At 73.3% G+C, this 6,845-nt stretch carries 7 protein-coding genes; 5 read left to right on the plus strand and 2 right to left on the minus strand.

Translation table 11 applies throughout. The annotated features are described in order from the left end of the window. Positions 1-83: 83 nt before the first annotated feature. Positions 84-647, minus strand: coding sequence for a class I SAM-dependent methyltransferase (locus tag AB0M27_RS45945; protein ID WP_365732065.1), 564 nt, complete (start codon positions 645-647; stop codon positions 84-86). Positions 648-798: 151 nt separating this feature from the next. Between AB0M27_RS45945 and AB0M27_RS45950 the strand changes: the two genes are divergently transcribed. The 5 genes from AB0M27_RS45950 to AB0M27_RS45970 all read left to right on the plus strand — a co-directional run bounded on the left by AB0M27_RS45950 (position 799) and on the right by AB0M27_RS45970 (position 5,588). Next, a complete protein-coding gene (locus tag AB0M27_RS45950) occupies positions 799-1,614 on the plus strand; it encodes a LytTR family DNA-binding domain-containing protein (protein ID WP_365732067.1) in 816 nt (271 codons plus the stop codon). A gap of 124 nt (positions 1,615-1,738) precedes the next feature. After that, positions 1,739-2,110, plus strand: coding sequence for a hypothetical protein (locus AB0M27_RS45955; protein ID WP_365732070.1), 372 nt, complete (start codon positions 1,739-1,741; stop codon positions 2,108-2,110). A gap of 31 nt (positions 2,111-2,141) precedes the next feature. Beyond that, on the plus strand, positions 2,142-3,878 hold the full coding sequence (locus AB0M27_RS45960; RefSeq protein WP_365732072.1) for a cation acetate symporter: 1,737 nt from the start codon (positions 2,142-2,144) through the stop codon (positions 3,876-3,878). A 77-nt stretch (positions 3,879-3,955) separates the two neighbouring features. Next, the gene (locus AB0M27_RS45965) at positions 3,956-4,093 is read left to right on the plus strand and encodes a hypothetical protein (protein ID WP_365732074.1); all 138 of its coding nucleotides are present in this window, start codon (positions 3,956-3,958) and stop codon (positions 4,091-4,093) included. Between the two features lie 301 nt (positions 4,094-4,394). Then, on the plus strand, positions 4,395-5,588 hold the full coding sequence (locus AB0M27_RS45970) for a histidine kinase (protein WP_365732076.1): 1,194 nt from the start codon (positions 4,395-4,397) through the stop codon (positions 5,586-5,588). Positions 5,589-5,791: 203 nt separating this feature from the next. Here the strand turns inward: AB0M27_RS45970 and AB0M27_RS45975 are convergent, their stop codons facing one another. Beyond that, positions 5,792-6,556 carry an alpha/beta hydrolase gene (locus AB0M27_RS45975; RefSeq protein ID WP_365732078.1) on the minus strand — a complete coding sequence of 255 codons (765 nt, stop codon included), beginning with the start codon at positions 6,554-6,556 and terminating at the stop codon, positions 5,792-5,794. Positions 6,557-6,845 lie beyond the last annotated feature (289 nt).

Raw genomic sequence — 6,845 nt, forward strand, 5'->3', positions numbered from 1 at the left:
AAGCGGGCGACCAGGACATCCAAAACCGTTCGGGATGCCCGCAGTGACCAGGTATGGGTCCAAGACTCACTACTGCTCACTGATTAGGAACGGTCGCGCAGGATGAGCAGCGCCAGGCCGTCGGCGTCGTAGCGGTCGGCGGACGTCCAGCCGGCGCGGAGGAGGCCGATCTCCCGTTCGCCCAGGGCGATGCCGCGCCGGTCGTCCGGCACCGCGTCCGCGACCGGTGTGATCACACACAGCGCCCCGCCCGGGCGCAGCCGCTCACGCAGCCGGTTCAGCACCCGGGTGCGGTCGCGGACGAAGGCCCAGACGAGGCGGATGGTGATCAAGTCATAGGCACCGTACGGAAGTTCGTCGAGGCCGTCCCGCTCGATGTCCAGGCGGCGGTACGTCACGCCGGCCGCGTCGGAGCGCCGGGCCTCCGTGAGCGCGGCCTCGGACCAGTCGACGGCGTCCACCCGGTAGCCGGATCCGGCCAGATGGCGGGCGAGTTCGCCGAGTCCGCAGCCGATGTCCAGAGCGAGGCCGCCGGCCGGCGCCGGGACGTGCTCCGCCAGCAGCCGCCGCTCGGCCGGGCCCAGCTCACGGAACCGGCCGCCGCCTGCGTAATGAGCGTCCCACTGCTCGCACCGCACGTGTTCCACCGCGCCTCCTCAGCCTGCTCGTTTCCACGGACTTCGGGATCCTCGCCCGGCCCCGGCCGTCGTACACCACCGCGCCCGCGTATCGACGCGGACGGCCGGGAAGGCCACCATGCACCGGGTAAGTGGTTGAAACGGGAAGGAGGCAGCGGAGATGAGCGCCACCGACGCTCCCTTGCGTGTGCTGGCGGTGGACGACGAGGAGCCCGCGCTCGAGGAGCTGCTGTACCTCCTGAAGCGCGATCCCCGGGTCGGCACCGTGGTACCCGCGGCGGGACCCACCGAGGCACTGCGCCGGCTCGGCCGGGCCATGGCGGACGGCCCGCACGGCGAGGAGGCCGTCGACGTCGTCTTCCTCGACATCAACATGCCGGGACTCGACGGTCTCGAACTCGCCCGCCTGCTGGGCGCGTTCGCGGCGCCACCGCTGATCGTCTTCGTCACCGCCCACGACGACTTCGCGGTCCGCGCCTTCGACCTCAAGGCCGTCGACTACCTGCTCAAGCCCCTCCGCGAGGAGCGCTTCGCCGAGGCCGTACGCCGGGTCGCCGAACTCGTCCGGGCCGGGCAGGGCCCCCGGCCGGGCGCCGCCCCCGCCACGACCGCGCCCGGGCAGACGCCCGCCTTCGGCGACCAGGTCCCCGTCGAACTGGGCGGAGTGACCCGGTTCGTGCCCATCGCCGACATCACCTATGTCGAGGCCCAGGGCGACTACGCGCGACTGCACACCCCGCACGGCAGCCACCTGGTGCGCGTCGCGCTGTCCACCCTGGAGGAACAGTGGCGCACACGCGGGTTCGTGCGCATCCACCGTAGCCGGCTCGTCGCACTCGGCCGCATCGAGGAACTCCGCCTGGACGGCGGCAACGTGACCGTACGGATCGGCGACCGCGTCCTCGCCGTAAGCCGCCGCAACGCCCGGGAACTACGGGACCTGCTGGCCAAACACGCTGCGGGCAGGGCCGGTTGAGCGACGCAAGCCATTGCCGGGTGACGGACCTGTGGCGATTGTCGTCCACCCGCTGTCTCGTCCGGGGCGCGCTGCGTACACTCGCCGCAGCACAAGGTGATCACCGCTGCTTCGGGAGTGCGTCATGGGTGCGGAATCCGTCCCTCGCAGAGAGGTGGTCACCGGACGGCCACGCCCCTCCGGCACTACGACCGCACCCCGCACGGCACCCGTGCCGCACCCCGGATCCGAGGTGTTCCCGGAGCCGTTGATACGACGTCAGCTCAAGGCCGCTCTCATCGCCACGGCCCTCCTCGCCGTCCTGCTCGGCCTGCTCCCCGTGCTCCTGCGCGTCCTGCCGTTCGCCGACGCCGCACCCCGCGTCCCCCTCGCCGTCTGGCTCCTCCTCGGCGTGGCGCCGTACCCCGCCCTGCTGGCCATCGGCGCCTGGTACGTCCGCCGCGCCGAGCGCAACGAGTCCGGCCCGGCCGCCGACGCTCCCGCGGAACGCCCCTGACCATGCGCCGACTTCCCGCCGGGGCCGACCGGTGAACCAGACGTACGGCATCGTGGGCGTGACCGCCGCGATCCTCGCCACGGTCCTCGTCGGCGCGCTCGGACTGCGCATCTCCCGCACCACCTCCGACTTCTACGTCGCCTCCCGCACCGTCGCCCCCCGGCTCAACGCCTGCGCGGTCAGCGGCGAGTACCTGTCCGCCGCCTCCTTCCTCGGCGTCGCCGGACTCGTCCTCGCCCAGGGCGTCGACATGCTGTGGTTCCCCATCGGCTACACCGCCGGCTTCCTGGTCCTGCTGGCCTTCGTCGCCGCCCCGCTGCGCCGCTCCGGCGCCTACACCCTGCCCGACTTCGCCGAGGCCCGTCTGGAGTCCCGGGCGGTGCGGCGGGTCGCCGGTGTGCTGGTCGTCGGCATCGGCTGGCTGTATCTGCTGCCCCAGCTGCGCGGCGCCGGCCTCACCCTGCGGCTGCTCACCGGCGCACCCGGCTGGCTCGGCGGTCTGGTCGTCGCCGCCGTGGTGACCGCGGCCGTCGCCGCCGGCGGGATGCGCAGCATCACCTTCGTCCAGGCGTTCCAGTACTGGCTGAAACTCACGGCTCTGCTGGTGCCCGTGGTGTTCCTGCTGCTCTCCTGGCGCGGCGACAGCGCCCCGGCGCCCGCCTGGGACGACCGGCCGGTCTTCCACCGCTCCACCGAGGTGCGCGTCGACCGGCCACTCACCTTCACCGTGCGCGAGCCGGTCCGGGTCACGGCGTCCGGCACCGTCGACGGCCGAGCGGTGCACGGGGTTTCGGTGCGGCTCGGCGAGGGCCGGCACCGGATCGGCGCGGAGACCGCCCTGCGCTTCCCGGCCGGCGCCCGCGTCCCCCTGCCGGACCGGACGGCCGACCGCGCCGCGCCCTCCAGCTGGGCCGAACCACTGTCCTCAGAGCGCGAACAGCACAGCCTGTACGCCACCTACGGGCTGATCCTCGCCACGTTCCTCGGCACCATGGGCCTGCCGCACGTCGTCGTCCGCTTCTACACCAACCCCGACGGCCGCGCCGCCCGCCGCACCACCGTGAGCGTGCTCGCCCTGCTCGGCGCGTTCTATCTCCTCATCCCCCTGTACGGCATGCTCGGCCGCCTGTACGCCCCGGACCTGCTCCTGACCGGCGACACCGACGCGGCGGTCCTGGTCCTGCCGCAGCGGCTGCTCGGCGGGGTCGGCGGGGACCTGCTCGGGGCGCTGGTCGCAGGCGGCGCCTGCGCGGCGTTCCTCTCCACGGCGTCCGGGCTCACCATGTCCGTCGCGGGCGTCCTCGCCCAGGACGTCCTGCCCACGCTCGGCGTCCGCCACTTCCGGCTCGCCACGCTGCCCGCGATCGCGGTGCCGACCGCCGCCGCTGCCGTGGTCAGCGATCTGCCCGTGGCCGACGCGGTCGGACTCGCCTTCGCCGTCTCCGCGTCCTCCTTCTGCCCGTTGCTCGTCCTCGGCATCTGGTGGCGCGGCCTGACCCCGCCGGGCGCGATCGCCGGGCTCGTCCTCGGTGGCGGCTCGGCGCTCACCGCGGTGACGGCCACCATCGTCGGCGGCGCTCGCTCCGGGTGGGTGCACACGCTGCTGGCCTGGCCCGCGGTGTGGTCCGTCCCCGTGGGCTTCGCCGCGATGGTCCTCATCTCCCTGGCCACCCGCAGCCGCGTCCCACCCGGCACCGTCGCCACCATGGCCCGCCTCCACCTCCCCGAACCCCCGGCCCCCACCCGCCCCGGACCGGCGACGACCTGACCGAGGAGCCGTTGTGCAGACCAGCGACACAGCCAGACGACCCCCGACGCCCGCCGGCCGCCCCGACGGCGGTGCCGATGCACGTGCCGGCCGACGGGACGGAGGAGAGCACGAGAGGCGACCGGGACGACAGGACCGCGGTGCTCCGCAGCACCGGCGAGAGCGGGCGGCTCGATGGCACGGGCAAGACCCTGACGCTGGGCGGCATCGGCTAGGTCCCGGCCCGGGGCGGTACCGGCTGGGTCCCGACGCTGGATGTCGTGGGCGGGATCCTGACGCTGGGCGGCATCGGCTAGGTGCCGGCGCTGGGTGCCATCTGCAAGGCCCCGACGCTGGGTGGCACCGGCAAGGCCCCGCCGTTCGCCGCCACCGGCAAGACCGTGCTGCTCGCCGGCACCGCCAAGCCCCCGATGCTCGCCGGCACCGAGGAGCCTCCGGGCCGACCAGGCACGCGACGGTCGGCGGCGCGCCCCGGCACTCCACCACCCACCCCGCCGGCCCGAACGCGCGTCGCCCATGACCGTCCTCAGTACCGCGGCGCTCGTTCTCGCGGGGCTCGCGCTGTTCGTGCTCGGTGCTGCACTCGGGCACGGGGCGGCGCGCCGGCAGCAGGAGCACTCGGCCCACCACGAGGGGGCGCGCGCCCTGGCCCATGGCCTGCACACGGCCGCGCTCGCCGCGGCACCCCTGCGCGCCGGGCTCACCCCGGACACCGCCCGCAAGACGGTCCGCAGGCTGCGCCCCCTGCTCGGCACCCCCGCCCTCGCCCTCAGCGACGACACCGCCGTGCTCGCCTGGGACGGCGCCGGCGAACACCACCGCGCGGAGGTGACGGCACAGCTCGCCCACCCACCCCGCGCCCGGACCATCCCGCTGTCCTGCGACGACACCGGCTGCCCCCTCCGCTGGGGCGCCCTGGTGCCGCTCCCCGCCGACGGCAGTGCCCCCGGTGCCCTCGTCGTGTTGGCCACCGACGAATCCACCGCTCTCGTCCGGGCCGGCGAGGAAGCGGCCCGCCGGCTCTCCCTGGAACTCGAGCTCGCCGGGCTCGACCGGGCCCGCACCAGCGCCCACGAGGCGGAGGTCCGGGCGCTGCGCGCCCAGATCTCCCCGCACTTCATCTACAACTCCCTCGCGAGCATCGCCTCCTTCGTCCGCACCGACCCCGAGCGCGCCCGCGAACTCCTCCAGGAATTCGCCGACTTCACCCGCTACTCCTTCCGCCGCGGCGGCGACTTCACCACCCTCGCCGAGGAGTTGCGCTCCATCGAGCAGTACCTGGAACTCGCCCGTGCCCGGTTCGGCCGCCGCCTGAAGGTCACCCTGCGCATCGCCCCCGAGGTACTGCCCGTGACGCTGCCCTTCCTGTGTCTGCAGCCCCTCGTCGAGAACGCCCTCAAGCACGGCCTGGAGGGGTCCGGGGAGCGCATCAGCGTCACGATCATCGCGGAGGACGAGGGCACCGAGGCACGGGTCGTCATCGAGGACGACGGCATCGGCATGGAACCGGAACGTCTGCGCGCGATCCTGCGCGGCACGGCCGGACCCGCCACCGGCATCGGCCTGAACAACGTCGACCGCCGGCTGCGCCAGGTCTACGGCGACGACCACGGCCTCGTCATCGAGACCGGTGTCGGAGCGGGTACGAAGATCACCCTCCGCGTCCCGAAGTTCCGCCCCGGCATCCGGGCCCGGTCCGCGCCGCCCTAGGCGTGTCCATACGGTCAGGTGAGTCGTCGCACCGGTCGTTCGGATTCACGGCCTAGGCGTCCCGGCGGCGGTCCCGGACCTCAGGGAGACGCACTCACCCGCCCGGCCTGACGGCTCGGGGCTCCCGGGACGGACGCGCAGCCTCGAACTGGGGTCGCGGTAGCCGCGCCCGACCGGCAGGCCGGGCGCCGCTACCGCTCAGGTCAGGCCGGCACGGTGGCCGCTCGGCCGAGATGCCGGGCGAAGAACCGGACCGCGCTGGCGGCCTCGAACCGGGGGAGCTCCTTGTGCCTGCCCGCGTTGGCGTGCAGCGTCTTCTCCTTCGAGGCGAAGGCATCGAACAGCGCCAGACCGGCCTCGCGCGGGATGTGCTCGTCGTCCCACTGCATGTCGTACTCGATCGGGATGGTGATCTGCCGCGCCTTCTCCGCCAGAACGTCGGGCCAGTGCTGACCGAAGACCGCGGCCGTGATCCGGGGGTCGGCCGCCACCAGCGGCACGCCGATCGCGGTGCCCATGTTGACGCCGAAGTAGCCGACCGGCCCGTCGGCGCCGATTTCCGGAAGCTCGGTGAGGGCGTCCAGGGTCGCCTGCCACTCGGGCACGGCGAGCTCCGCCAGGTGGGCGTTGTAGCGGACGACGATCGGGCCTTCCGGCTCGCCCGCCGCCCGGGCCCGGAACAGCTCGGCGATCTCCTGCTCGTCGTGTGCCGTGCGCGGCCGGTCGCCGTGACCGGGCGCGTCGATGCAGGCGACGTGGAAGCCGCAGCCGGTCACCAGGAGCTCCGCACGGCCGGCCATCGCCGGATGCTTCTTGTGGTTGCCGCCGCCGTGGCCCATCAGCACCAGGGGCGCACGGTCCGCGCCGGATGCGGGCGACCAGAGGACACCGGAGACCTCGCCCACGGTGAAGTCGCGTTCGATCACGCCGTTGGAGGACGACTCGGCGATGAACTTGAAAGATCTCATGGCGTGTTGCCTTTCGGGAGTGCCTTGTGGTCGAGGCGCTCCCGGCGACACCTACGTCAATCGCCCGACCGTGACGACGAGGGGGAGCACCCACACGAATACAGCGTTCATGGGTCTCACCTCCTCGGAGGTTCACGGGTTCACGGTCAACTGCAAGTTACCAGACCGATGATCAGCCCGCCCAACCCTTTTTCGGCTCTCCTGCCGTATGTGTGGGTCATTCTGTGGCGGGTTGGCGGCCGGGGAGGGTGGGGCGGTCGCCGGCGAGGGTGAGCATGACGAGGGCGAT

Source organism: Streptomyces sp. NPDC052107 (assembly GCF_040680215.1).
GTDB lineage: Bacteria > Actinomycetota > Actinomycetes > Streptomycetales > Streptomycetaceae > Streptomyces.